The organism is Actinokineospora inagensis DSM 44258 (assembly GCF_000482865.1).
Classification (GTDB): Bacteria; Actinomycetota; Actinomycetes; order Mycobacteriales; family Pseudonocardiaceae; genus Actinokineospora; species Actinokineospora inagensis.
This window is the reverse complement of sequence record NZ_KI519517.1, coordinates 138,115-163,482: the sequence shown is the minus strand read 5'-3', so window position 1 is coordinate 163,482 and position 25,368 is coordinate 138,115. Positions and strand designations below refer to the sequence as shown.

The following is a 25,368-nucleotide window of genomic DNA, read 5'->3' as shown; positions in this document are numbered from 1 at the left end:
TTCGGCGGTCTCCGGTTGCCGTATCGGGAACGGTTTGCTAATTCCGCTATACCGGCCGGAATGGCGTTTTAACGGCCCTCGAGGAAATGTCACTCAAATGGACGATGGGATAGCGGGGAGCGCGGGTTAGGTTTTTCTCGGTGGCGCCGGATCGCCGGGTCGTCGCCGGTTGCAGCCGGTTGGCTGTTCTGGGGAGGTTCACCGAAGTGCGCAAACTTGATCGTGCGCGAAAAAAGTCCGTTCAGCGAGATTTGCGGCGTGGCGTCCGGTTCTTGACCGCCGCGGTTGGCGTGGTCGCGCTCACGGTTGGTGGGGTGTCGGCCGCCAATGCCGCGCCACAAACACCGGCAAGTCCGACGACCGCGCCCACACCGGGTGATTTCGGGCCGGGCGCGGCGAAATCCGCGGATGTGGCCGTCGACGGCTGGGGCGACGCCCTCGGCTACCACGTGGAGGTGGGTCGGGAGAGTTCCGGTTTCGCCTGGCGGGAAGTCGCGCTGCTGCACCCGGCGGGATTCGACGACTCGTCCTGGACCGGGTACCAGTGCCTTTCCGGGGACGGCAAGTACGCCGCCCTGGCGATTCTGCCCGCGTCGGCGGTGAACACTCAGGCCGCGCGGGACCACGGCGCGTTCGCCTATTCGGTGAACCTGGCCGATGGAGCCGTGCACGCGTTGGCGGGTGGCGTCGGCCTCAAGTACTACTCCCCCGGCTGCGGCACCGGCGACGACGCCGTGTTCACCGCCGCGGTCGACAACACGACCAGGCTGGTGACGGCCGACCTCGCCACCGGGAAGGTCACCGGGTCGGTCACCGCTCCCGGGCAGGTCACCTCGGCCGTGCCGACCGGTGCCGGGATCGTCGGTGTCGCGGGCAACCGGCTGATGTCGTTGCCCGGCAAGGGGAACCCGACCACGATCGCGACCCTGCCCGGTGACGTCTACCAGGTGCGTCCGTCGTCCGACGGCGGTGTCAGCTTCCTGCACAGCAAGCCGGGCAGCGGCATCGCGACCGCCGCGCACGAGCACGCGGGTGCCGTGAGCACGCTCGGCAGCGGCGACCTGTCCCGGGTGCAGTTGTTCCAGGGCCGTGGCGGACACGCCGTCCTCGCCGACGCCACCCCGGCGTCCGGCGACGCCTTGGCGGCAGCGGGGGTCAGCGCCGTCTACGCCAAGAACCTCACCCACGGCGCCAATTCGTCCTCTTTGGACGGTGACGCGCTGTTCGGCCCGGACGCCGACGGCCAGAAGTCGGCCCCGGTCGTGCTGGCCACCAAGACCTCGACCGTGCGGACCCCGGTGATCCCACCGACCACGGCGAAGGCGAACACCGAGGTGCCGACGTACTCGGTGGCGCCCAAGGCCCAGCAGGCGCCGCACCTGAACCGGTTGAGCCCCAAGGGCGACGCCGCCGCGGCAGGCACGGCACCGAACCTCACCGCCGCGCAGACCCCCAAGTGCGCCGTGCCGCCGCTGACCGCGAACCGGCAGGTCATGCAGCCGAACCCGGCGCAGGTGAACTGGGCGGTGCAACTGGCCGAGCAGGGGCTGCTCACCGGCAGCGCCTACACCCGCCCGGCCAACTTCGCCAACCTCGGCCTGGTCGCCTACGCCCCGAACAGCGACTTCCCGCTGATCGCGCTGAGCCACCCGGCGGGCGGGACGAGCACGGTGCCGCGGTCGATCTACGAGGCCATCATGGCCCAGGAGTCGAACTGGTCGCAGGCGTCCTGGCACGCGCCGAAGGGCACCGCGGGCGACCCGTTGATCGCCAGCTACTACGGCGCGGGCGGCGACATCGTCTCCATCAACTACGCGGCGTCCGACTGCGGCTACGGCATCGGCCAGGTCACCGACGGCATGCACATCGGCGACCACTCGCTCTCCGAGCACGGCCAGTGGAAGGTCGCCGTCGACTACCAGGAGAACATCGCGGCGGGCCTGCAGATCCTGGAGAACACCTGGAACCAGCTCTACAGCGCGGGCGTGATCGCCAACAACGGCGACCCGAAGTACCTGGAGAACTGGTACTTCGCGGCTTGGGCGTACAACTCGGGCATCCAGCCGAACGCGGCCAACGGCAACAGCACCGGCTGCACCCCCGGTCCGTCCTGCACCGGTCCGGACGGCACCTGGGGCCTCGGCTGGACGAACAACCCCGGCAACCTGGACTACCCGCCCAACCGCGACCCGTACCTGAAGGACACCTACGCCGACGCGGCGCACCCGGCGAGCTGGCCCTACCAGGAGCGCGTGCTCGGGTGGACGGCGAGCCCGCTGCTGCGCTACGGCAGCCAGGCCTACGCGAAGCCGACCTACAACGGCGGCCAGACCTGGGTGCAGCCCGCGCCGTACACGGCCATGTGCTCGCTCGCGGCCAACCACTGCGACCCGACCACCACGAACCCGACCACCCCTGGCGCCAGCCACTGCATGCTCAACGACTTCGAGTGCTGGTGGCACGCCCCGGTCACCTGGATCCCGTCCTGCGCGACGACCTGCGCGACGAGCCCCTACGCGGTGTCCGGCGGCACCGAACCGGCCAACCCGTCGGACAACCCGCCGACCTGCAGCCAGGACACCAGCAAGGTGCCCAGCGGGTCGATCATCGTCGACGACGAGCCGAACCGGCTGAACCTGCAGGGCTGCGGCGCGGCGAACTGGACCAGCAACGGCACGTTCACCTACACCTACGGCACCAACGCCGCGGGTGACCCGATCGGCGCCGTCGACACCCACCAACTCGGCACCGGTCTCGGCGGTCGGGTGCTGTTCACGCACACCGAGGACGGCTCGAACCCGTCGCTGATCAACACCGGGGTGTGGACGCCGAACCTGCCGTCGCTGCAGTACTACAAGGTCAAGCTGCACCTGCCCGGTCTCGGCGCGCAGGCGACCAACGTGGTCTACAACATCAACCCCGGCGGCGGGGTGTCGCCGTGGCGGATCCGGGTCAACCAGGCGTGGAACTCCGAGCAGTGGGTCACCATCGGCACGTTCGCCATGCAGAACGGCGGCAACGTCACGCTGAACAACAACGGCAGCTCCACCAACCAGGGCGGCTACGGCTACGCGGACTTCGACGTCGCCTTCGACGCCGTCGCGTTCGTCCCGCAGGGCGGCACCCCCGGCCAGCCGATCGGCGGGCCACCGGGGATCCAGGACGCGCCCAAGGGGTCCAACCCGGCGTGGGTCAACTGCGCCTGCGGGACCCGCACCGCGGGCGACCCGGTCGACACGTCCACCGGGTACTTCGGTGACACCTTCACGGATCTGACCACGCCGGGTCGCGGCAAGGCGCTGGAGTTCACCCGCAGCTACGCCGAGAGCATCGCCGACCCCAACGGCCCCAACGCCTCCTCGGCGGTCAACGGTCCGTTCGGGTGGGGCTGGAACTTCTCCTACAACCTCAGCGCGACCACCGACGCGGGCACCGGCGCCGTCACCGTGCACCAAGAGGACGGTTCGCAGGTCGCGTTCACCAACAGCTCCGGGGTCTACGCACCCGCCATCCCGCGGTTCGACGCCACCCTGGTCAAGACCGGCACCACTTACGTCTACACGCGACGCGGCTCGACCAGCTACACCTTCGACGTCGCCACCGGGCGGCTGACCGCCGAGTCGGACCTGGCGGGCAGCAAGGCGTCCACCCCGTACCGCACGGCGCTGACCTACGACGGGTCTGGTCACCTGACCAAGATCACCGATCCCGGCGGGCGGGCGTACACGCTGACCTGGACCGGCGCCCACATCACCGGGCTCGCGGACGGCGCGGGCCGCCAGGTGACCTACGGCTACGACGCCGAGGACAACCTGACCGACGTCCTCGGTGTCGGCACCACGCGCACACCCGTGGTCAACGACGACGACCACACCAAGTACACCTACGTCGCGGGCAAGCACCTGATGGCCTCGATGCGCACGCCGAAGAACTTCGGCGGCCCCGCGACCGCGGTGACCTCGATGACCTACGACACCGCCGAACGGGTCACCCAGCAGACCGACCCCAACGGCGGCGCGACGACGTTCGGCTACGGCCCCGACGGCGGCCTGTCCACCGGGCAGACACTGACGACGGACCCGTCCGGCCACAAAACCCTGGACACGTACCAGAACCGGCTGCTGGTGTCCGAGACCAAGGGGTACGGCACGCCGGACGCGGGCACGTCGAGCTTCACCTACGACCCGGTCACCCTCGGCGTGAGCGGCCAGACCGATCTGGACGGCGGTCTCTGGACCTACACCTACGACGACCACGGCAACCGCACGTCGGCGTCGGACCCGCTCGGCCTGACCACCAACTACGCCTACGACGACGCGGGCAACCTCGTCGAGTCGATCGACCCGGCCGGTGTGGCCGTGGTCAACCAGTACGACCAGGCCGGGCACATCCCGGCGGCCGCGGCCGGTGAGCGGGTCCCGACGTCGAGCACGATGACCAAGGCCAACAACGTCGTCGAGTCGTCCACCGGGAACTTCGGCCCGGCGCCGACCCGCACCATCAACTCCTACTACGACGACGCCGCGCACCCCGGCGACCTCAGCCGCGTCGTCGACCCGAGGGGCGCCACGACAACGACGACCTACGACGGGTTCGGCGACGTAGTGTCCACAACGGACCGGATCGGCGGGCACACGCTGCACGGCTACGACACCGCCACCGGCCGACTCAAGTCCACAGTGGACGCGAAGGGCGCTGCGGCAGGCGTCACGGCGACCTGCGTCCCGCCCGCGACCGGGTGCACCACCTTCGGCTACGACGCCTGGGGCCACGTCACCACGACGACCGACCCGTTGGGCCACCAGACCTCGGCCGCGTTCGACGCCGACGGCAACCAGACCTCCACCACCGACGGCAACAACCGCACCACGACGACCGCGTTCGACGCCGACGACCGGGCCACGCAGTCGACCCTGGCCGACGGGACCATCCAGAAGGTCGAGTACAACCCGGACGGCACCGCGTCCGCCACCGTGGACGGCGCGGGCAACCGCACCACCTTCGGCTACGACGGGCAGGGCAGGCGGGCGAGCCGGACCGATCCGGACCACCGCACCTCCGGGTCGCACCTCGACCCGGCCGGGCGGCTGGTGACCACGACCGACGCGAGCGGCCGGACGACCACAGTCGGCAACGACCCGGCGGGCCACCCGACCTCCGTGACCTACTCGGACGGCACGACCCCCGCCGTGCACTACACCTACGACCAGGACGGCCGCAGGCTCACGATGGCCGACGGCACCGGTACCTCGTCCTGGACCTACGACGCGTTCGGCGAGGTCACCCGGCACCAGCAGGGCTCCGGCGCGGTGATCACCTACGGCTACGACGACAACGGCAACCGCACGTCGATCGGCTACCCGGGCAGCACCGCGAAGTCGGTGGCCCAGGTGTTCGACAACGCGGACCGGCCCACCTCGGTGACCGACTGGAACGGCAAGGCCACCGGCTTCGGCTACGACCCGGCCAACCAGTTGACCACCACGACCTACCCCAACGGCGACGTCGTCACCAACACCTTCGACCCGACCGGCAGGCTCTCGGCGCTGAAGGTCGCCGCGGGCAGCACGACCCTGGCCTCGATGACCTACACCAGGGACAACGCGGGCCAAGAGCTGACCATGACGCCCACCGGGCTCCCCGGCGGCGCGCAGACCTACACCTACACCCCCCGCGAACAGCTCAAGTCGGCCACGACCGGGTCGACCACGGCGAACTACGGCTACGACGCCGCGGCGAACCCGACCACCACGGCCGGGTCCGGTCAGGCGTTCGACGCCGCCGGGCAGATCTGCTGGGCCCTGCCCGGTGCGACCAGCACGGCGGGCTGTGCGGCCGCCCCCACCGGGTCGACCAGCTACCAGTACAACGCCCAGGGCGACCGGATCTCGATGACCCCGTCCGGCGCGGCGAAGACCACCTACGGCTACGACCAGGCCGACCGGCTGACCTCGGTCGCCGGTCCGGGCGGCTCCGCGATCTACGCCTACGACGGCTCGGGCCTGCGCACCGCCAAGTCCGCGGCGGGCACCACCAGCGCGTTCAGTTGGGACGATAGTGGCGTTCCGAACCTGCTCAGCGACGGCAGCACGGACTACGTCTACGGGCCGGGCGGGGTGCCAGTCGAGCAGATCAGCGGCACGGGATCGCAGTGGTACTTCCACGACGCGCAGGGCTCGACGAGGGCGCTGCTCAACTCGACCGGCGCGGTCGCGGGCAGCTACGCCTACGACCCCAACGGCAGGGTGACCGCGACCTCCACCGGGGTGAAGACCCCGATCCAGTACGCGGGCGGCTACACCGACGCGGAGACCGGGTTCAGCTACCTGCGGGCCCGCTACTACGACCCGGTGACCACGCAGTTCCTCACCGTCGACCCGCTGGTGGACGCTACCGGCGCCGCTTACACCTACGCGTCGAACAACCCGCTCACCTTCACCGACCCCACTGGCCTGTGCGAGACCTACGCCATGGGCAAGGGAGGCGGCGGCTACCGACCGGGCAACCAGTCCGGTCCGGAGCTCAGCGACGACGAGCAGGCAGCGGTCGACGCCAAGAACGCCGGGGAACCGTACGACAAGAAGGCGTACAAGAGCGCACAGCAGAAGATCAAGCAGGCGCAGAAGTACGCGGGTGACCGCAACGCCCAGAAGCGGGACAACAACAACAAGAACAACTTCGCCAACGACGTGGTGACCGGCCTGGAAGTGGTGGCCGTCGTCGTGGTCGCGGTCGTCGCGGTGGTGGCCGTCGTGGCGGTGGTCTCGGCGGTCGCCGAGTTCGCCGTCGGACTGGTGGGCTTGTTCGCGTTGTTCTGAGCGGCGTGAATACCCTTGTCCGAGCACGACTCGCGCTGAACCGACAGGAGAAACCGGACCGATGGCGGCCGACGAGAACGAGTGGTACGCGGTGCGCTGCGTGTTCCAGTGGACGGGGGCCGACGGCACCCCGTTCGAGGAGCGGATCACCCTCTGGCGGGCCCGCGACCTGGCCGACGCCATCGGCCAGGCGGAGACCGACGCCAGGGAGTACGCCGAGAACACCGGGGTGACCTGGCTCGGCCTCGCCCAGGCCTACGCCACCGGCGACACCGAACTCGGCCCCGGCGCCGAGGTCTTCTCCCTCCTGCGCGACAGCGCGCTGCCCGCCCCGGAATACCTGGACCGCTACTTCGCGACCGGGCGGGAACACCAGGGCGACCTGGCGGACTGAGTTCGGTTCGACGAGGGTCCTGGGTGCGCCCAGGACCCTCGTCGCGTTTCCCGACCGTGCGCACCTCGCGCGGGGCGCGACCGCGGTCCCCGTAGACTCTGCAGCCATGACAGACAGCGAGCCGACCGGCGGCGCGGACGCCTCTTACGCCGACGCGGAGGCGCGGAGCGCGCGCCTGGAGGAGTCCCTGCACCGCGAGCCCGGCGCGCACCGGGTGCTCACCGGGGACCGGCCGACCGGGCCGCTGCACCTGGGGCACTACTTCGGGACGCTGCAGAACCGGGTCCGGCTGCAGGACCTCGGCGTCGACCTGTTCGTGCTGGTCGCCGACTACCAGACGATCACCGACCGGGACAGCCCGGACTCGCTGCCCCAGGACGTCGACTCGCTGGTCGCGGACTACCTGGCGATCGGCATCGACCCGAGCCGGGCGACGATCTTCGCGCACTCCCAGGTGGAGGCGCTCAACCAGTTGTTCCTGCCGTTCCTGAGCCTGCTCAGCGTCGCCGAGATCGGCCGCAACCCGACGGTCAAGGACGAGATGACCGCGTCCGGGCAGTCGGCCATGTCCGGGTTGATGTTCACCTACCCGGTGCACCAGGCCGCCGACATCCTGTTCTGCAAGGGCACCGCGGTGCCGGTCGGCAAGGACCAGTTGCCGCACCTGGAGGTCACCCGGCTGGTGGCCCGCCGGTTCAACCGCAAGTACAGCCCGGACAAGCCGTACTTCCCGGAGCCGGACGCCCTGCTCAGCGACGCCCCCATCCTGCTCGGCACCGACGGCGGCAAGATGAGCAAGAGCCGCAACAACTCCATCCCGCTCGGCGCCACCGCCGACGAGACCGCCAAGCTGATCTCCCGCGCCAAGACCGACTCCGACCGCACCATCACCTACGACCCGGCGAACCGCCCCGAGGTGTCCAACCTGGTCCTGCTCGCCGCCCTCTGCCAGGGCCGCAAGCCGGAAGCCGTGGCCGCCGAAATCGGCGACGGCGGCAGCGGCGCCCTCAAACGCCTGGTCACCGAGGCGGTCAACGAGTACTTCCGCGACATCCGCACCCGCCGCGCCGACCTCATCGCCGACCGCACCCACCTCCGCGACACCCTCCTGGCAGGCAACGCCCGCGCCCGCGACATCGCCCACCACACCCTCACCGACGTCCGCAGGCTGATGCACACGACGTACTAGGATCGCGGGTTTCTTCAGGAGCCGCTTCCGGTAGCCGGTGAGTGCGCTCGACGGCCCCGCAGCCCGGCGGCCGCGCACTCGGCGCGAGTGGCAGCGGGGCAAGCCACCTCCCCGCACCCCCTCCAGCACGATCCGTCCAACGACAGTCCACCACGCGGGAGGCGGTCCAGTCGGTCACCGCCCCGTCGGTGTGTCCATTTCGGACACCACTCAGCCGGGGCGGTTGATGTCCGCGCCGTGGGAGAAGGCGGCGGACTCGGGGCCGTGTTGGGGTTTGTCCTGGCCGCGCAGCCGGGGCAGGATCGTGCTCAGCGCGTCGATCAGCAGGTCGGCGAGGTCGTGGCTGAAACCGTTGCGCACCACGAACCGCAGCACGGCCAGGTCCTCCCGGTTGGCCGGGAACGTGTACGCGGGCACCAGCCAGCCCCGCTCGCGCAGCGCGGCCGACACGTCGAAGACGGAGTACCCGGTTTCCCCGTCGGCGAGTGTCACGGCGAACACCGGCAGTTCGCCGCCGTCGGTGATCAGCCGGAACGCGCCCAGGTCGGCGATGCGGGCGGCGAGGCTGGTCGCGACCTCGCGGCAGTAGAGCTGGACCCGCCGGTAGCCGTCGTGGCCGAGGCGCAGGAAGTTGTAGTACTGGGCGACGACCTGGGCGCCCGGCCGGGAGAAGTTCAACGCGAAGGTGGGCATCTCGCCGCCGAGGTAGTTGACCCGGAACACCAGGTCGTCCGGCAACGCCGCGACGTCGCGCCAGACGACCCAGCCGACCCCGGGGTAGACCAGGCCGTACTTGTGCCCGGACGTGTTGATCGACGCCACCCGCGGCAGCCGGAAGTCCCAGGCCAGGTCGGGGTCGCAGAACGGCGCGATCATCGCCCCGGACGCGCCGTCGACGTGCACCGGGATGTCCCAGCCGTGCTCGCGCTGGACCTCGTCCAGTGCCGCGCTGATCTCGGCGACCGGCTCGTAGCTGCCGTCGAAGGTCGAGCCGAGGATGGCGACGACGCCGATGGTGTTCTCGTCGCAGTACCGGGCGACCTCGGCGCCGGTGAGGTGGAACCGGTCGCCGTCCATCGGGACCAGCCGGGCGTCGACGTCCCAGTAGTTGGCGAACTTCTCCCAGCACACCTGCACGTTCACGCCCATGACCAGGTTCGGCCGGTCGACCGGCAGCCCGGCCGCCCGCCGCCGGTGCTGCCAGCGCCGCTTGAGCGCGAGCCCGGCCAGCATGCACGCCTCGCTCGACCCGGTCGTCGAGCAGCCGACGACGTGGTCCGGGTCCGCCGCGTGCCACAGCCCGGCGAGCATCCGCACGCAGCGCTGCTCCAGTTCGGCGGTGCGCGGGTACTCGTCCTTGTCGATCATGTTCTTGTCGGCGCACTCGGCCATCAGCTCGCGCGCCCGCGGCTCCATCCAGGTGGTCACGAACGTGGCCAGGTTCAGCCGCGAGTTCCCGTCCAACATCAGCTCGTCGTGCACCACCTGGTAGGCGGTGTCCGGGTCCAGCCCGTCGTCCGGCAGCCGGTCCCGCGGCACCCGCACCGGCTCCCGGGTGAACAACGGGTTGACCGCCACGTCCCGGCGACCCCCACGACCGTGCGATGGGTGGTTGAGAGGCACGACGCTTCCTTCCACTCGACCGGCACCGACCACCGGCATCCTCGCGCACCGCCCGGGACGCCGCCCGCCCCAGGGCCGGAATCACGGAGCGTGCCCGGGAACGACGGCACACATCCGGTCCACGGATCACAGGAGGTCTGCTCACCGAGCAGTGCGCGCACTCGGCGTGGGCACCACCCTGGCGGACCGGGGGCCAGCTATACGCACGTAGACGTTCCACCTCCGGCCGAATCGGCGGCAGGCGGGCTTTCGGAATGGGCGACCGTCATCCAGCGGACATCGGTGATCCCGCCGGTCCGCTGGTCACCGCCATCCGCCACCACTCGACGACGTGGGCCGCGAATATCCACCAGTCACACGAAAAACAACCTCACACCGGACAGTGCAATCCAACCGGGAAATCGCGGCGGACCGCCGAAATCCGACCCCGGGAATGCGCGTTGCCGATCGCCCGGATTGCCCCGACCGACCGCGGCGGGCACCCCGATGGCGGCGTGGCTCAACCGATACAGCCGCTGGTCACACCGAGTGGTGTCACCAACCGTGACCGGATCGATCAATACCGGACTGGCGCAGTGGCCGCCCGATCGGACGCGCCCGCCGAGGTCAACCATTTGTCCATGGACAGTCGGGGCGCACCACCCGGGCAGCAGATTCACGCCTCGGCCCGGCCGGGCTATCGTGGTGAACGCGCGAGGGGCGTACCCTTTCGAGTACGTGGTCAGCCGATCCGGACGACCCGAATAAACCCGCCGGTAGTCTGGGCTTTCGAGAGATCGAACGACAAGACCGGTTTCTCCACCGGAGGAACCCGAACCCGTCCGGGGGATCAAAGATGAGCATCGAGCCGCTCGGACCACCGGGCGAGGACCGCCGCTCCAGCCGTGCCGTCGGGCGCTCGGTCACCACGGCCGCGCCGACCGTGCAGGGCACCCTGGTGCAGGCCGAGCGGATCGAGTCGCTCACCCTGCACGTCGCCGCCGGGATGCCGATCCCGGTGCCGCGGCAGATCCCGGCACCGATCCGCGACCTGCTGGCCCGGGACCGGGAACTGAGCGACCTGGACGAGTTGGCGGGCACGCCCACGTGCGCGCAACGGCCACGGGTGCTCGTGGTGAGCGGGATGAGCGGTGTTGGCAAGACGACGGTCAGCACGCAGTGGGCGTGGCTGAACCGGTCGCGGTTCGCGGGCGGCCAACTGTTCGCCGACCTGTCCGCGTACCGCCGCCGCGGCGGGGTGGCCACCGCCGACGTGCTGGGCGGGTTCCTGCGGGCGCTCGGCGTGCACGAGCAGTTCATCCCGACCGACCTGGCCAGCCGGGCCGCGTTGTTCCGCTCGCGCACCGCCGACGCGCCGGTGCTGGTGGTCCTCGACAACGCCGACCAAGCCGCCCAGGTGCGCCCGTTCGTCCCCGGCGCGGCGGGCAGCGTCGTGCTGGTGACCAGTCAGCACAAGCTCAGCGGCCTGGTGGTCGACGGGGCGAGCACGCTGGCGCTGCGCCCGCTCGACGCCGACGAGAGCTACCACATGCTCGTCGACGACCTGCCCGACCAGGTCCGCGCCGCGCTGCCGCGCGAGGACGTCGCCGCCCTGATCGACCTGTGCGGTGGCCTGCCGCTCGCCCTGCGCATCGCCGCCGCCCGACTCGCCGAGGCACCCCGCTGGACCGCGCAGCGACTGCGCGACTACCTGTCCGACCGCAAACACCGACTCGGCAGGTTGGCCGTAGGAGGTCATGCCGTGCGCACCGTTTTCGACGCCACCGTGGCGAACCTGCAACCCCGGTTCCAGACCCTCTACCGCAGGCTCGGCCTGCACCCCGGCCCGGAGTTCAGCGTGGCGGCCGCCGCCACCGTGTCCGGGCTGTCCGTGCCGGACACGGCCGACGCGCTGGAGCACCTGTTCGAGGCCAACCTGGTCGAGGCCACCCCGGTCGACGAGACCACCCCGGTCGACGGGCTGCGGGCGGAGCGGTTCCGGTTCCACGACCTGGTCCGGCTGCACGCCCAGGCGCTGGCCGACCACGACGAGCCCGCCGACGAGCGGGAGTCCATTCTGGACCGGATCACCGCCTGGTACCTGGCCGGCGCGCGGGCGGCCGACACGGCCGTGGTCGGCGCGGCCCGCTGGCGCTCCACCGAACTCGTCACCACCGACTGGACCGGCCCCGAGTTCACCACCGCCGCGACGGCGGTCGACTGGTGGGAACTCGAACGGCAGAACCTGCTGGAAAGCGTCCGCACCGCCGACCGCCGCGGCGACGCCCGGGTCGTGCTGGCGTTCTGCGAGGCCCTGTGGCCGTTCTGGCACGACCGCAAGCACCACGCCGACTGGGTCGAGGCGCACGTCATGGGCGTGCGGGCCGCGGTTCGTCTCGGCGACGACGTCGCCGAGACCCGGACGCGCAACCAACTCGCCCGCGCCCACGTGGAACTGGGCCAGTTCGACCAGGCCGCCGAGCAATTGGACCTGGCGCTGGCCGCGGCGCACCGATCGGCCGAGCCGCGCGCGGTCGCGGTCGTCCGCGAGTCCCTCGGTGTGCTGCACCGCGACCGCGAGCAGTGGCAAGAGTCTATTGTGGAATTCGAGCGGTCCTTGCGCATCAACGAAGAGGTCGCCGACGACCGCGGTGTCGCCCTGCAGCTCTACCACCTGGCCGACGTCCTGGTCCGCGCGCACGACCCGCACCGCGCGATCACCCTGCTCGACCGTGCCGCCACCCTCGCCAAGGGCATCGGCGACGACCTGACCACGGCCCGGGTCGACATCATCCTCGGCGCCGCCTACCAACAACTCGACGAACCCGACCGCGCCCGCTCCGCCCTGGAGCGCGCGGTCACCACCACCCGCGAGCGCGGCCAACCGGTGAAGGAAGCCGAGGCGCTGCGCAGGCTGGTCACCATCGTCGGACCGGACTCCCCCGAATCGGCCGAGTTCCGCCGACGCCTGCGCGGGCTGACCGGCGTCCCGGAATGACCGGGTGATCAGCCGCCCCGTCAAGGGTCCGCCAGGTGGCTCGCCGGGCGGCTGACCCGAACCGGCACCCGCCGTTCGCCGAGGTGGATGGCCGGCGTTGTCAGCGCGCACCCCTCTTCGACGAGCAACCGGTACACGGCGGCGGCGACCACCCCCGGCTCGATCGCCGCCGCCGCTCGCGCGCACCACCGACCTCCCGCCCGAGTACCGAGGAAGATGTCCGGACCGCACACGCTCGCCGCGAGAAAGCACGGCGATTCCCTGACCACCCGGTCGATCCAGTCCCACGCCACGGTCTCCGTTTTGTCCACAGTGCACAGTCGAACCTCGGCGTTCTCCTTGAGCACCTGGGCGGTCTCCCGCTCGTCCACCACCAGGACGTACTCCGCCTCATCAGTCGGGTCGGCGCGGCGATCGGCGAGCACAGCCGGAAACCGCTCAACGACAACGGTTACCTCGCAGTCGTCTTGGACGGTGAGCGTGGTGCGACAGTGGGCGGCGGTGAGACCGATGTCGTCGCGTTCCAGCCGCAGCGGCCGATATCGCCTGGGGTGCGGAATCCGGACGGGCAGGCCCAGCCCGAGGAGTTCGTAGAACTTGGCCTGCAACAACTGGAGCGACTTGCCGGTGTTGTCCATCGCCAAACGCGCCGCCCGTACCACGTTCGCATCCGTCGCGGCCGCTTGGAGTTGGGTGCGCAAGTCGAGCGTGTGGTCGAGTTTTGTTGCCTGGCGGACGAATTCAAGCGTCGTCGACCCTTTGACGAGTTCGTTCTCCCCGACACCGGTCAGCAGGAACGGCCGCCCGAGCGCCGCCGCGTAGACACTGACCGAGCCGTGGTCGCCGATGAACACGTCCACCGCGATGAGCACGGCAGGCCAGTCCGAGGTGGGCAAGACCGTGACAAGCCCGGACTCGATGGCGTCACCGAGGACCCCGCGCACCGAGTAGCCCCCGTGGTACGTCCAGATATTGGGATGGAGGACGAGCACGACCCGGTACTCATCCCGGGGAAGGCAAGCGAGAATCCGTTCCACGAGCAGGGAATCCCGTCCGAACGCGGAATGTGGACCCCACGTGGAACTGACACCGACGAGCGTCTGGTCGGGCGCGATACCCAACTCCCGGCGGAACGCGGCGGCGTTGCCCTGATTGGCCAACATCCGGTCCCAGGTGGGGTCCCCCATTTGGAACGCCAGCGGCACGGACTCCGGATCGGAGCGGAACAGTTGCTCCATCTGGTGCTCACACGACAACCCGATCGCCGCAGCCACCGACCGACCGTCCCGACGCAACTCGTTGGTGGAGATCCCCACCGGAGCGTCCGGATCGCCCGTGCGCCACAGGACTTTGCGGTTGTAGCCGGTGCCGTGCGCCATCGTGGCGACCGGGCCGTCCAACTCCCCCAGCGCCCCGTCCGAATGCGCCGCCACGATCAGGTCAAACCGCCTGCGGCAGGCCTCCTCCCAGGTCAACAGCCGCACTTCGAGTTCACCGAGCCTACGGTGCAACTGGTCGGCGAACTGCGAACCCTCGTTGACGACCCAGTGCAGGCCAAGCCGCGCGTCGGCGTCGAGCGCGGGCAGCACGTCACCCATTCGACTGAGATCCGTCAGCGTCCGGACCACCACCAAGACGTTCCGGGATCGCTCCCAGGTGGCGCGGACGTCGCGCGAAGCACACATTTCCCCACCCCCGTCTCGATCCGCGCAGCTCCACCCCGCAGGGCACCCCGGGCTGAGCGATCGGTCAGGCTGCGATATAACTCTTTTCAACCAGGCTAAGTGCTGCTACCGGTAGGCTGTAGAGCTCTCAGACATGTAGCAGTGTGGCACGTTCAAGCAGGTTTTGGGAGGTACCGAGGTGGCCGATATCCCGGGAGTGGCACCCCAGCAGCGCAAGCTCCGCCTGGAACTGCGGCACGCGCGGGTGCGCATGGGGCAGTCACAACGCCAGGTGGCCGATGCCCTGGAGTGGTCACTCTCCAAAATCGTACGAATCGAACAGGGCGCGGTCGGCGTCTCGATCACGGACCTGCGTGCGTTGCTGCACCACTACGAGGTCAGCGACAAGGCGTACGTCGAGGAGTTGCTCGAACTCGCCCGCAAGCGCACCGAGGGCCGGTGGTGGGACAAGATCAACAAGACCGTCTCGCCCACCCTGGTGCAGATCATGGAACTGGAAGAGGCGACCACCATGCTGCGCCAGTTCCAGGGTCAGGTCATTCCAGGGCTGCTGCAGACCGCCGACGCCGCCCGGCGGGTGATTTCGAAGTACACCACCGAGGAGTCGGAGATCGACGAATGGGTGCAGATCCGGGTGGGGCGCCAGCGGATTCTGGATGACCCGAACAAGGAGTTCGTGTACGTGTTCGACGAAGCCGTCCTGCACCGGCGACTTGCCGATCCCGACATCATGGCGGCCCAGTACCAGCACCTGCTCAAGATGAACGAGCGACCGAACATCTCCATGTCGGTGATCCCGTTCACCCACGGCACCCACCAGGCCATGCAGGGCTCGTTCGCCATCTACGACACGCCAGTGGGTTACGACGACGACCAGGTGGATTCCACGATCGTCATCCAGAACCCCATTCGGGAAACGCTGATCCGACGCGACGCCAATCGCATTAACGAGTACATCGAGGCGTTCGCCCAACTCGAGCACATGTCGGTGCCGCTGACCGACTGGGAAGGCTGGGGAACGCTGATCTAGCTCGACCACCGACCGAAGTTGTCCCCCGGTTGTCGTACTTCTGTCCACCGAGCGATCGTGGTTAGCTCGCTCGGACCTAGCTGAGGTGCGCACCGGGGACCTAATCTTCCCTTCAGTGATTCGGTCGGGGGGCGGTTGGCGGCACCGCTGTGCCCGGCCGCGACTCCCCTGTCATGAAGGGAGTCCACGATGACGGCCAACCACAGCCCGACTGTCGTCGAGGTCGACGGATACGGCAGGCGATGGGCCAAAAGCTCAGCCAGCAACGAGGGCGACACCAACTGCGTGGAATTGGCGCGGGAACAGAAGGGTGTCCGGGTCCGCACGTCATACAATCGGCCAGGTGGTTCGATCCGTTTCCCGTACCACTCGTGGCGAATCTTTCTCGGTGCTGTCACCGGTTCTCAACAAAGTTCAGAGATTGGCCAGGACCAGGATCAGTAGCACCGCGCCGATCCCCATGGCGATGAGGGAGAAAGGGCCGTGGTGGTAGCGGAAGTACGACCGAACCGCCGTGGTGCGCCTGCGGTGGGTCCGGGGCATGGCACGACTCCCGTCCGTCGGTGGTGGTTATCAGGCTAGGTCGCCCACCGAAGACCCGCCGGACGGAAATCCGGTGGACAGGACCGGGCCGCCCTCGGGATGGTGGCGGGCATGCGACAAGAGGACATCTGGAACGAGGATGCCGCTCAGCGCTACGACACCTCCGACGCGGGCATGTTCGCGCCGGAGGTGCTGGGGCCGACGGTCGAGCGGTTGGCGGAGCTGGCGGCCGGTGGTCGGGCGCTGGAGTTCGCGATCGGGACCGGGCGGGTGGGGATCGCGTTGGCGGAGCGACGAGGGGTCTGCGTCACCGGGATCGAGCTGTCCGGGCCGATGATCAGGCAGTTGCGGACGAAGGTGGACGAGGCCAGGCTGCCAGTGGTCCGGGGGGACATGGCGACCACGCGGGTGCCGGGCGAGTTCAGCCTGGTGTACCTGGTTTTCAACACGATCTCGAACCTGCAGACGCAGGACGAGCAGGTCGAGTGCTTCCGCAACGCCGCGCGGCACCTGACCCCGGGTGGCCGGTTCGTCCTCGAACTGGGGGTGCCGGACCTGCGGAAACTCCCACCGGGCCAGGACTCCGTTGTGTGGCAACACGATCCGGAGTACACCGGGATCGACACCTACGACGTGCTCACCCAACACCTGGTCTCGCACCACTTCCGCGAAGGCCGGGTCGACCGGAGCAGGCACCGCTACATCTGGCCCGCCGAGATGGACCTGATGGCCCGCCTGGCCGGTTTCACCCTGGAATCCCGCCACGCCGACTGGACCGGAACACCATTCGCCGCCGAATCGGCATCGCACGTCTCGGTGTATCGGCTGTGACGGCTTTCCAGAGCGGATGGCGAATCCCAGCCAATTCGCCTGCCTGCACAGTGGGGCCGCGGTCCCGGGGCACGCCGACCACCGGATCGCGGTCCCGCTTGGCGCAGACCACCGCCGCAGTCACCGACCTGGTACGCGGTTGTCAGCATCGACCGCAGCACAGTTCCTAGTGGTTCGACCCGAAATGTTAGCCGGGTGTCGGCCTGTCCACGGCGTTCCTGGCAAGGCGCCGGAACGGCCTCGTACTGGATGTACTTGGTCGCTTCGGCAACGCGGCCAGGGACATCGTGGGCAGGCCGAGACCTGGCCAACATTCCGGATCGAGGCCCTGGAGCACATGGCTGGCGCTTCCACCTGACCACCGACGGAACGAGCACACAGTCGCCCACTGGTCCGCCCTACCTTCCGGGCGACTGGCGCCGCGCGCCGAGCCTCCGCCGTCGCATTGTTGGCCGTTCAGATCTCGACCGCACCGAATCCAACGGCTCCCGTGACCGGCGCCGCCATACCATTCACCGGATACCCGACTCCCGGTTCGCACTGGCGACCCATGAACTGCTGGATGATCAACTGTAAATTCCCCGGCCGCCCGCGGAATGGGGTTGTCGACCGCATTCAGATGTCCCGGCTTGCGCTGGAGTGCGCTCCAGTTCCTAGGCTGGTGGCATGAGCACCGCGCAGCACAAGATCGGATCCGGGTTCGACGAGCACAGCACCGCCCAGGAGGTGCTGGCGGGCATCGACCTGACCGGCTCACTCGCCGTCGTCACCGGCGGCTACTCCGGGCTCGGCCTGGAAACCACCCGCGCCCTCGTCGACGCGGGCGCGGAGGTGGTCGTCCCCGCGCGCAGGCCCGACCAGGCCACCACCGCCCTCGCCGACCTCCCCCGCGTCCGGATCGACCACATGGACCTGGCCGACCTGGACACCGTCGCCGCCTTCGCCGACCGCCTGCTCGACGCGGGTCGCCCCATCGACATCCTGATCGGCAACGCGGGCATCATGGCCTGCCCCGAGACCCGCGTCGGCCCCGGCTGGGAAGCCCAGTTCGCCACCAACCACCTGGGACACTTCGCCCTGGCCAACCGCCTCTGGCCACTGCTCGCCGACGGCGGTGCCCGCGTCATCAGCGTCTCCTCCGCAGGCCACCGCCGCTCCCCCATCCGCTGGGACGACATCCACTTCACCACCGGGTACGACAAGTGGCAGGCCTACGGCCAGGCCAAAACCGCCAACATCCTCTTCGCCGTCCACCTGGACGCACTCGCCGCGCCCGCCGGTGTCCGGGCCTTCGCCGTCCACCCCGGCCCCATCCTCACCCCGCTCCAGCGCCACCTGACCCAGGCCGAAATGGTCGAAGCAGGCTGGATCCACCCCGACGGCACCCCCGCCAACCTCACCTTCAAATCCCCCCAACAAGGCGCCGCCACCCAGGTGTGGGCCGCCACCACCCCCCACCTATCCACCCACGGCGGCGTCTACTGCCTCGACTGCGACATCGCCAACCCCACCGACGTCCACGACTACGCCACCGACCCCACTCAAGCCGCCCGCCTCTGGACCCTGTCCGCCAACCTCACCGGCACCAACGCCTTCTAACGCGGCAGTCGCCCAGCCAACCCCGTGGCCGGCCAACAACCACCGTCTGAGCCTGGCTTCAACACCCTCGCGCGTACCTGGTGGCTCGACCCTGTCCTGGGCCGAGCCACCAGTTCCCGTACGGCCGGCTCCCGCACTCCAGCCCGGCAACCGAATCCGTATCCCCCTCGCGGCTCAGGCAATCACATCCCATTTCCGCACCCAGCCCCCACAACCGAGCTCCCGCACCCACCACCTCCCACGGCTGGCACCCACACCCCGCCTCCGCAACCAGGCTCCCCACATCCACCATCTCCCGCGAGTGGCACCCACACTCAGCCCTCACAACCGAGCTCCCCACACCCACCACCTCCCGCCGCTGCCACCCACACCCACCTTCACGGCCGGGCTCCCCACACACCACCTCCCGTGACCGGCACCCACACTCAGCCCCCACCCCGGCGCTCCCCACCCCCCCCCCCTCCCGCCGCTGCCACCCACACCCACCTTCACGGCCGGGCTCCCCACACACCACCTCCCGTGACCGGCACCCACACTCAGCCCACAACCAGGCCCACACCACCTCCCGCGACTGGCTCCCCACAGCCGGGTTCACTACAACCCACCACCTCCCGCGACTAGCACCTACCCCCAGCCCCCCACGGCCGGACTCCGCACACCCACCCACCTCCCGCCGCCAGCACCCCCACCCGACTTCACAGCCGGGCTCCCGCCACTTCCCGCCCGGTCCCCGCACCCAGCGTCCACAACCGGCCTCCCAGCACCAACCGCGACCGGCTCCCACACCCAGTTCTCGCAACCGCTCCCGTACTCCCCTCCCGCACGTGGCCCTGCGACCTGCTCGCCCACCCAGCCACGAAACCCGGCCCCCACCCTCAAGCCCAAGTTATCCACAAAGCCCACAGCCATCCCCAACTTTCCCGCCCCCCTTCCACCGACGCCGTGAGCCGGTAGACTGGCCTCGGGGACGCCCCCCGGGAAGGGTGGGGGCTGGCCGGGAGTCCTAGAGGTGCGGCGCGAAATTGGGCTGTTGCGCGGCTGGTGGGGCCTGCGTTGTCAGGTGGCGTTGTGCCCTGTGGAGGTCTCCCGGAATCGGCTCAGTGATGCGTGGGCGGCTGGGGCGATTTGTCGCGGGCTGGAGCAGCGTGTCCGCGTGAGACGCACAGTGCGGAGGCGGCGGAAAGGGCCGATGTGGGACCGGCGCCCGTCGGGGGGACGGGCGCCGGGTTCTCCATCATCCCTGGCATCCGCTGGAGGTTCAGCGGAAAATCGACTAGACCGTCACCCGCCAGTTGCTGTTCGCGGTGACGACCTGGAACTTCAGGGTTGTGCAGTCGTAGTCGGCGGGGCGGGGGGTGGCGGTGGGGCGCAGCGGGGAGTTGGTCGGGGTGGCTGCGGTCCACGCGCCGCTGACGCGGAGTTGGATGGAGCTGGACTCGAAGACGGCGCCGCGGGCGTCGGCGCAGTAGTAGGCGTTGCCGGTTGAGGGGTTGTGGGTGGCGTAGATCTCGAAGATGTCCCAGCCCTCGTTGAGGGTGCTCTGGTCGCTGCCGCTCTGGGTGAACAGCGGGTCCCAGGCGCCGGTTTTGACGTTGCGCAGCGACGCGGTCCAGGTGTTGGCCGACGCGTTGGTGCGGACTTCTTGCACGGTGTAGGCGGGGTGGCCGTTGACCGTGGTGGTGTAGTTGGTCAGGAACGAGCTGTCGATCGGGACGACCTTGGCGGGCGAGACCGACTTGCACCAGTCCCACGCCCACACCTGGGCCGCCTGGCCGAGGCCGTACGCGGTGACGACCTCGATGCACGAGTGGCCGGTCGGTTTCATCGTTGGCGCGTAGACGACGTCGTTGCGGTTGGAGATGCGCAGCGACGGGGTGACGCTCTGGGTGACGACCATGCCGTCGGCGTTGCTGTTGAGCTGCGGCTCGGGCCCCCAGAAGGTGTGCTTCTGGGCGGCGATGCGCGGCGCGGCGGCCTTGCCCGCCTGTTCGCGGCGCAGTTGCAGGAACTTGTCGGCGCTGGGACCGGCGGCGGCCTTGGCGGCGGCACCGGTCAGCCCGGGGACCTCATGGGCGACAGCCACGGCGGGGGCGGCGGCCTCCGCCGTACCGCCCGCCAGGGCGGCCGCGGCGACCAGCCCGGCCGAGCAGGCCATCAGTAGCAGTTTCCGCATCACGGTTTCCTTGTGTTCGCAGGGTGAACAGCCGCGGGGCGAGCTGGGACCAGCGGTGATCGCCCCGCGTGGGCACCTAGTGGCCCGACGAGCCACTAGCTAAACCGCGGGTTCCGCGCCACGGCAAGGGCCACACCGACCAGTCGGCCGGTATCCGCAGCTCACCGCGGTAATAGCACTTTCTCGACCCACGAGTTATGCCGCGGTCAACAAAGCCGATCCGGGCAATCGCGACACCGTGTCCACTGTGGACAAACTGGGAACGGCTGCGGTCTTGATCACTGTCGCGAGCCCCGGCGGCCCACCCGGCGGTTTGATCGGGGTGGCACCACGGGCAATCGACCAGGAGGACGCCCAATGTTGTCCCACCCCGATGTCGTGCGCGCAACGTTGCCCGCGGTTCGCGCACACGCCGTCCAGATCACCGACCGCTTCTACGCCGCGCTGTTCGCCGCGCACCCGGAACTGCTGAACGTGTTCAACCAGAGCAACCAGGCCGGTGGACGGCAGAGCGCGGCGCTCGCGAGCGCCGTGGTGGCCTTCGCCGAGCACCTGCTCGACCCGCGCGCGCCGTTCACCCCCGTGGCCGAACGGGTCGCGCACAAGCACGTGTCGCTCGGAATCCGCGCCGAGCTGTACCCGGTGGTCGGCCGCCACCTGATGGCCGCGGTCGGCGAGGTGCTGGGCGACGCGGTGACTCCCGCGGTCGCGGCGGCATGGGACGAGGTGTACTGGCTGCTGGCGTGCCGGTTGATCGCCGCCGAGGCCCGGCTCTACCAGCTCGGCGGGGTGGATCCGGCCCAGTCGTGGCGGCGGTGGCGGGTGGCCAAACGCCAGGTCGAGGCCGTGGCCGCGGTGTCGTTCACCCTGGTGCCCGACGACGGCGGTTCCGTGCCGGATTTCCTTCCCGGCCAATACGTCTCGGTCGCCGTCGACCTCCCGGACGGTCGCCGCCGGCCGCGCCAGTACTCGCTGTCGCAGGGGCCGGGTCGCGGTTCGCTGCGGATCACCGTTCGGCGGATCGGTGTCGTGTCCGGGTTCCTGCACGACCTGCCTGCCGACGCACCCGTCCTGGTCGGCCCGCCCGCGGGCGAGAACACGCTCGACGCGGGCGACGGTCCGGTCCTGCTGGTCAGCGCGGGCATCGGCATCACCCCGGCCGCATCGATGCTCGACCACATCGCCCGCGTTCAACCAACCCGACCGGTCGTCGTCGCGCACGCCGAGCGATCCGCCGACCGGCACGCCCTGCGCGCGGAGGTCGAGCACCTCACCAGCGGCCTGACCGACGCGACGGTGCTGACCCGCTACTCCGCCACCGACGGCAGGCTCGACGTGGACGCCATCCCACTCCCCCACGACGTGACCGCCTACCTGTGCGGCCCCGTGGAGTTCATGCGGGACATGCGTTCCGGCCTGCTCCGCCGAGGCGTGCCGGACGAGCGCGTCCGCTACGAGGTCTTCGGCCCTGGGATGCTCGACAGCGCGCTCTAGGCGAACGCCGACTGGATCGCCTCGCCCACCCCGAGGAGCCGGACATCGGCGAAGGGCGGGGCTTCCAGGCACAACCCGACCGGCAGTCCGGTGCCGGTCACACCCGCCGGGATCGACAACATCGGTAGACCGACGACCGTGCCGGGGCTGACGTTGCGGGTGACGGTCGGGAAGGTCGGCGTGAGCCGCCCGTTGAGGGTGATCACGTCGTCCTGCCCGATCAGCGGCGGCGACACCGGCGAGGTCGGGAACAGCACCACATCGACCTCATCGAACAGTTCCAGGTACGCGCGCCGCAACCGCCACCGGGCCGCCCGCGCCGACTCGTATGCCTCGGCGGACACCGGGTTGAGCCGCATTGAGTCGATCAACGCGCGGACGTCCGGCGAGGCGATCCGGTCCGGCCAGTCCGCCAACGGCGCCTTGACCCGGCGGCCCAACAGCCGTGGTGCTTCATAGCAGGTGAGGTCGTTGCCCGCCCCCGCGGCGACGTCGATGTCGTCACCGAGGTCGACGTCGACCAGCCGAACCCCCAGTCCCTCCACAGTGGCCGTGGCAACCGCGATCGCGGCCGCCACGGCCGGTTCCAGGTCGTCGAAGCGCTTGCGCGGCAGGCCAATCCGCAACCCCGCCAACGGGATCTCCGGACCTCCGCGCTCCCCGGTGATCAACCGGTCCACGGTCCGCACATCCGCCGCGGTGTGCGCGTTGACGCCGGTGGTGTCACGGGTGCTGGACAGGTTGACCACACCGTCCCCCGGGTAGCGCCCGGTCGACGGCCGGAACCCGACCACGCCGCAGAACGCCGCCGGGATGAGCACGGACCCGCCCGTGTCGGTCCCCAACGCGAACGGCACGGTGCCCAACGCGACCCCGGCCGCGCTGCCGCCGCTGGACCCACCCGCGCTCCGACCGGGGTCGGCGGGGTTGCGCACCGGCCCGAACGCCTTGTTGTTGCTGGTGATCCCGAACGCCAGCTCGTGCAGGTTGGTCTTGCCCAGCACGACCGCGCCCGCGTCCCGCAACACGCCGACCACGGTGGCGTCGACCTCGACCGGAGCTTCCCCCAGCAGCGGACTCCCGGCCGTCGTGGGGAATCCGGCGACGTCGACGTTGTCCTTCACGGAGAACGGGATGCCCGCCAGTTCGCCGTCGCCGTGACCGGTCCCGCGAGCGAGGCTGATCCAGTCGCCGTGCGTGGAGCACTCGGCGCGCGCGGCCGCCTCGGCCAGGTGGGCGTCCCGCTCGGCCGGGTCCCAGGCCAGCCAGTCGGCCAACGTCGGAACTGTGGGCGGCATGTCCGTCCTTCCTCCGGCACACGAAGCCAGCACCGTAAGTTCGCCCGCCGCCGGGGTCAATGTCCCTGCGCGACCGACACTGTGCCGCGCGCGCACGTCGCGGGGCTTGGCAAATTAGTCTGCGCGTAGATAGACTGCGTGCAGACTAGTTCGGACGACGGGAGCACGACATGTGGAGCTACGAGTACACGGTGACGACGACGGCCACCGCCACGGCGGTCTTCGCCACCTGGGCCGACGTCACGGGCTGGCGGGCCTGGAACACCGATGTCGGCAAGGCCGAGATCGACGGCCCGTTCGCGGCGGGCTCGACGATCACCATGACCACCCTCGACGGCGGCGAGGTCGTCCTGCGGCTGGCCGAGGTCGAGCCGGACCGGCTGTTCGTGGACGAGGCGACCATGCCGGGCATGATCGTGCGCACCGTCCACCGCCTCGCCGCCGCCGACGGCAAGACCGAGGTCACCTACCGGATGGAGATCACCGGCGACGGCGCCGCCGAGGTGGGCCCGATGATCACCGGGGACTTCCCGGAGACAATGGCGGCCCTGGTCGCGCACGCGGAGGCTCGATGACTGATCACCGGTTGCCCGCCGTCAGCCCCGGTTTCCTGCTCTGGCGGGCCACCCTGCGCTGGCAGCGGGAGGTCGCGGCGGCGCTGGCCCCGCTGGACCTCACCCACGTCCAGTTCGTCCTGCTGGCCTGCGCGTGGTGGCTCAACGGCCAGGGCGAGTCGCCGAACCAGTTGACCCTGGCCCGGTTCGCCGGGGTGGACATCAAGATGGCGTCCCAGGTCCTCGCGGGCCTGGAACGCAAGGGCCTGGTCGAACGGGTCCCGGACCCGGCGGACGGCCGCGCCAAGCACGTCCACATCACCGACACCGGCACCGCCTTGGCACCCACCGCGATCGCCGCCGTCGAGGCCGTCGACACGGCGTTCTTCCACCCGGTCGACGAACGTTCGGCGATCACCCTGCTCGCCGCCCTGGCCGACCAGGAATGACCACTAGCGGCTGGCGGCCAGCAGGAGACCGGTCACGGCGTCGGTGAGCCAGCGGCCGACGAGGGCCCAGTCGGCGGGGACGCCGGTTTCGGCGGCGGCGCGTTCCTGGGCGGCGCAGGTGTGGATGATCGCCAGCCGCACTGTCTGGCCGCGTAGTTCGGCTTCCTCGTGCGGTAGGTCGGGCACGTAGGCGTGCAATGTGTCCAGGCCCTCGCGGAAGTACGGCGCCAGCAGCGGGTCGGCCAGCACGCCACCGGCGAACGCGGGGTCGGCGGCGATGTGGGCGGTGAACCGGGCGTACCAACTCGGGTTGCCCAAGTCCGCCAGGTGTTCGGTGTAGGGCAGGACCAGGCTGGCGACGTGCGTGTGCGGGTCGGTGGAGCCGCGCGCCGCCTCCACCATCCGCTGGGTTCGGTGGGCGATGGGCTCGCCGTGGTCGCGGGCGATGGCGTGGATCAGGTCGGTGCGGGTGCCGACGTGGTACGTCAGCGCCGAGTTGTTGGCCTGGCCTGCAGCCTCGACGATCTGCCGGTTGGAGACCTGCGCGAGGCCGCGTTCGGCGAAGAGGCGTTCGGCGGTGCGCAGCAGCAGCGCGCGGGTTGTCCCAGCCTGGTCCCGTTTGACCGATGTGCCCATCGCGGTGCCCCGTCCATGACCGGATTGACCTAAGGCAAGCATCTCACATCGCTGCTACGGTGTACTTAAGATGAC

17 protein-coding genes are annotated in these 25,368 nt (G+C 69.9%); 11 read left to right on the top strand and 6 right to left on the bottom strand.

All coding sequences use genetic code 11. From position 1 onward, the window contains the following. The first annotated feature begins 272 nt into the window (after nucleotides 1-272). From H504_RS37510 to trpS, 3 genes are all read left to right on the top strand, one after another. Nucleotides 273-6,818, top strand: a complete 6,546-nt coding sequence (locus H504_RS37510; protein WP_245614492.1) for an RHS repeat-associated core domain-containing protein — start codon at nucleotides 273-275, stop codon at nucleotides 6,816-6,818. A gap of 61 nt (nucleotides 6,819-6,879) precedes the next feature. Next, the gene (locus H504_RS0128730; protein WP_026425611.1) at nucleotides 6,880-7,212 is read left to right on the top strand and encodes a hypothetical protein; all 333 of its coding nucleotides are present in this window, start codon (nucleotides 6,880-6,882) and stop codon (nucleotides 7,210-7,212) included. A 106-nt stretch (nucleotides 7,213-7,318) separates the two neighbouring features. Further along, complete coding sequence (gene trpS, locus H504_RS0128725) at nucleotides 7,319-8,401, top strand: tryptophan--tRNA ligase (protein ID WP_026425610.1); 1,083 nt, start codon at nucleotides 7,319-7,321, stop codon at nucleotides 8,399-8,401. Nucleotides 8,402-8,611: 210 nt separating this feature from the next. Here the strand turns inward: trpS and gad are convergent, their stop codons facing one another. Beyond that, the gene (gene gad, locus H504_RS0128720; protein ID WP_026425609.1) at nucleotides 8,612-10,024 is read right to left on the bottom strand and encodes a glutamate decarboxylase; all 1,413 of its coding nucleotides are present in this window, start codon (nucleotides 10,022-10,024) and stop codon (nucleotides 8,612-8,614) included. Between the two features lie 835 nt (nucleotides 10,025-10,859). Between gad and H504_RS37505 the strand changes: the two genes are divergently transcribed. Beyond that, entirely contained in the window at nucleotides 10,860-13,001 is a 2,142-nt protein-coding gene (locus H504_RS37505; RefSeq protein ID WP_051386355.1) for a tetratricopeptide repeat protein, read from the top strand. 20 nt (nucleotides 13,002-13,021) lie between these two features. Here the strand turns inward: H504_RS37505 and H504_RS39100 are convergent, their stop codons facing one another. Beyond that, on the bottom strand, nucleotides 13,022-14,686 hold the full coding sequence (locus H504_RS39100; RefSeq protein WP_157440692.1) for a hypothetical protein: 1,665 nt from the start codon (nucleotides 14,684-14,686) through the stop codon (nucleotides 13,022-13,024). A gap of 178 nt (nucleotides 14,687-14,864) precedes the next feature. On the opposite strand from H504_RS39100, the gene H504_RS37495 reads away from it, so the two are divergent. Continuing rightward, on the top strand, nucleotides 14,865-15,716 hold the full coding sequence (locus tag H504_RS37495; protein WP_157440691.1) for a helix-turn-helix domain-containing protein: 852 nt from the start codon (nucleotides 14,865-14,867) through the stop codon (nucleotides 15,714-15,716). 189 nt (nucleotides 15,717-15,905) lie between these two features. Then, the gene (locus H504_RS44130; RefSeq protein WP_084468336.1) at nucleotides 15,906-16,160 is read left to right on the top strand and encodes a DUF397 domain-containing protein; all 255 of its coding nucleotides are present in this window, start codon (nucleotides 15,906-15,908) and stop codon (nucleotides 16,158-16,160) included. Here the strand turns inward: H504_RS44130 and H504_RS43725 are convergent. Beyond that, nucleotides 16,131-16,259, bottom strand: a complete 129-nt coding sequence (locus tag H504_RS43725) for a hypothetical protein (RefSeq protein ID WP_281173675.1) — start codon at nucleotides 16,257-16,259, stop codon at nucleotides 16,131-16,133. The two genes, H504_RS44130 and H504_RS43725, sit on opposite strands and share 30 nt — an antisense overlap. Before the next feature lie 111 nt (nucleotides 16,260-16,370). Between H504_RS43725 and H504_RS0128690 the strand changes: the two genes are divergently transcribed. Together H504_RS0128690 and H504_RS0128685 are read left to right on the top strand one after the other, a co-directional pair. Further along, complete coding sequence (locus H504_RS0128690) at nucleotides 16,371-17,090, top strand: class I SAM-dependent DNA methyltransferase (RefSeq protein WP_026425608.1); 720 nt, start codon at nucleotides 16,371-16,373, stop codon at nucleotides 17,088-17,090. 666 nt (nucleotides 17,091-17,756) lie between these two features. Continuing rightward, nucleotides 17,757-18,689, top strand: a complete 933-nt coding sequence (locus H504_RS0128685) for an SDR family NAD(P)-dependent oxidoreductase (protein WP_026425607.1) — start codon at nucleotides 17,757-17,759, stop codon at nucleotides 18,687-18,689. A gap of 1,273 nt (nucleotides 18,690-19,962) precedes the next feature. On the opposite strand, the gene H504_RS0128680 is transcribed toward H504_RS0128685, so the two are convergent. Then, nucleotides 19,963-20,862: a hypothetical protein gene (locus H504_RS0128680; protein ID WP_035306606.1), complete on the bottom strand. Its 900-nt coding sequence runs from the start codon at nucleotides 20,860-20,862 to the stop codon at nucleotides 19,963-19,965. 357 nt (nucleotides 20,863-21,219) lie between these two features. Here H504_RS0128680 and H504_RS0128675 point away from each other — a divergent pair, with 357 nt between their 5' ends. Further along, nucleotides 21,220-22,356: a globin domain-containing protein gene (locus tag H504_RS0128675; protein WP_026425605.1), complete on the top strand. Its 1,137-nt coding sequence runs from the start codon at nucleotides 21,220-21,222 to the stop codon at nucleotides 22,354-22,356. Here the strand turns inward: H504_RS0128675 and H504_RS0128670 are convergent. Next, nucleotides 22,353-23,654: an amidase family protein gene (locus H504_RS0128670; RefSeq protein ID WP_026425604.1), complete on the bottom strand. Its 1,302-nt coding sequence runs from the start codon at nucleotides 23,652-23,654 to the stop codon at nucleotides 22,353-22,355. The two genes, H504_RS0128675 and H504_RS0128670, sit on opposite strands and share 4 nt — an antisense overlap. 170 nt (nucleotides 23,655-23,824) lie before the next feature. Here H504_RS0128670 and H504_RS0128665 point away from each other — a divergent pair, with 170 nt between their 5' ends. Next, nucleotides 23,825-24,229, top strand: a complete 405-nt coding sequence (locus H504_RS0128665) for an SRPBCC family protein (RefSeq protein WP_026425603.1) — start codon at nucleotides 23,825-23,827, stop codon at nucleotides 24,227-24,229. Next, the gene (locus H504_RS0128660; protein WP_026425602.1) at nucleotides 24,226-24,657 is read left to right on the top strand and encodes a MarR family winged helix-turn-helix transcriptional regulator; all 432 of its coding nucleotides are present in this window, start codon (nucleotides 24,226-24,228) and stop codon (nucleotides 24,655-24,657) included. The genes H504_RS0128665 and H504_RS0128660 overlap by 4 nt, the downstream gene beginning before the upstream one ends. Before the next feature lie 3 nt (nucleotides 24,658-24,660). Here the strand turns inward: H504_RS0128660 and H504_RS0128655 are convergent, their stop codons facing one another. Then, on the bottom strand, nucleotides 24,661-25,293 hold the full coding sequence (locus tag H504_RS0128655) for a TetR/AcrR family transcriptional regulator (RefSeq protein WP_026425601.1): 633 nt from the start codon (nucleotides 25,291-25,293) through the stop codon (nucleotides 24,661-24,663). Nucleotides 25,294-25,368: the final 75 nt, after the last annotated feature.

What these genes read in the sequence shown, in the direction of transcription:
- H504_RS0128730 (WP_026425611.1), top strand. Translation starts at nt 6,880, where the DNA reads ATGGCGGCCGACGAGAACGAGTGGTACGCGGTGCGCTGCGTGTTCCAG.
- trpS (WP_026425610.1), top strand. Translation starts at nt 7,319, where the DNA reads ATGACAGACAGCGAGCCGACCGGCGGCGCGGACGCCTCTTACGCCGAC.
- H504_RS37505 (WP_051386355.1), top strand. Translation starts at nt 10,860, where the DNA reads ATGAGCATCGAGCCGCTCGGACCACCGGGCGAGGACCGCCGCTCCAGC.
- H504_RS39100 (WP_157440692.1), bottom strand. Translation starts at nt 14,686, where the DNA reads ATGTGTGCTTCGCGCGACGTCCGCGCCACCTGGGAGCGATCCCGGAAC.
- H504_RS44130 (WP_084468336.1), top strand. Translation starts at nt 15,906, where the DNA reads ATGACGGCCAACCACAGCCCGACTGTCGTCGAGGTCGACGGATACGGC.
- H504_RS43725 (WP_281173675.1), bottom strand. Translation starts at nt 16,259, where the DNA reads ATGCCCCGGACCCACCGCAGGCGCACCACGGCGGTTCGGTCGTACTTC.
- H504_RS0128690 (WP_026425608.1), top strand. Translation starts at nt 16,371, where the DNA reads ATGCGACAAGAGGACATCTGGAACGAGGATGCCGCTCAGCGCTACGAC.
- H504_RS0128685 (WP_026425607.1), top strand. Translation starts at nt 17,757, where the DNA reads ATGAGCACCGCGCAGCACAAGATCGGATCCGGGTTCGACGAGCACAGC.
- H504_RS0128680 (WP_035306606.1), bottom strand. Translation starts at nt 20,862, where the DNA reads ATGCGGAAACTGCTACTGATGGCCTGCTCGGCCGGGCTGGTCGCCGCG.
- H504_RS0128675 (WP_026425605.1), top strand. Translation starts at nt 21,220, where the DNA reads ATGTTGTCCCACCCCGATGTCGTGCGCGCAACGTTGCCCGCGGTTCGC.
- H504_RS0128670 (WP_026425604.1), bottom strand. Translation starts at nt 23,654, where the DNA reads ATGCCGCCCACAGTTCCGACGTTGGCCGACTGGCTGGCCTGGGACCCG.
- H504_RS0128665 (WP_026425603.1), top strand. Translation starts at nt 23,825, where the DNA reads ATGTGGAGCTACGAGTACACGGTGACGACGACGGCCACCGCCACGGCG.
- H504_RS0128660 (WP_026425602.1), top strand. Translation starts at nt 24,226, where the DNA reads ATGACTGATCACCGGTTGCCCGCCGTCAGCCCCGGTTTCCTGCTCTGG.
- H504_RS0128655 (WP_026425601.1), bottom strand. Translation starts at nt 25,293, where the DNA reads ATGGGCACATCGGTCAAACGGGACCAGGCTGGGACAACCCGCGCGCTG.